Below are 468 nucleotides of genomic sequence, written 5' to 3'. Positions count from 1 at the left end.
ATTAACTCTCCGTAAATACGAATGATTCTAATGCCCTATTTTAAATGCGATTTAGTTATAAATGATTAACATTTATTCTTTTGTGCAAAACATAAGCTCGCGTAAACTACTTGTATCTTAATGTAATAGCGGAAATTACTTCATGGCACTTAACAATTTATTGGCTTTAACATCGCCTTTATCAGAGTCTCAATTGGCTCAATTGCAACAAGCAACAGCAGGCTTAGATGCAGTACAAACTGCATGGGTTAGCGGTTATTTAGCAGGCGTAAGCCAAGGCCCAATAACGGCAGCAGCTCCTACGCAAAACGCTGGACAAAGCTTAACTATCTTAGTTGGTTCACAAACGGGTAATGCAAAAGGCGTTGCACAAGAATTAGCAGAACAAGCGACAGCTAAAGGTATTCCTAATAAACTTGTTTCAATGGCTGACTATAAAGTTAAAGCAATCAAAGATGAGAGCCATGT

General features: G+C 38.0%; 1 protein-coding gene. It reads left to right on the top strand.

From position 1 onward, the window contains the following. Nucleotides 1–142: 142 nt before the first annotated feature. Nucleotides 143–468: flavodoxin domain-containing protein (locus GQR38_RS20085; RefSeq protein WP_206006356.1), on the top strand; the 326-nt coding region annotated here is incomplete at its 3' end.

This window comes from Pseudoalteromonas sp. c7(2019) (assembly GCF_011378625.1).
In the GTDB taxonomy this organism is placed as follows: Bacteria; Pseudomonadota; Gammaproteobacteria; order Enterobacterales; family Alteromonadaceae; genus Pseudoalteromonas; species Pseudoalteromonas arctica.
This window is presented reverse-complemented; position numbering and strand designations above follow the sequence as displayed.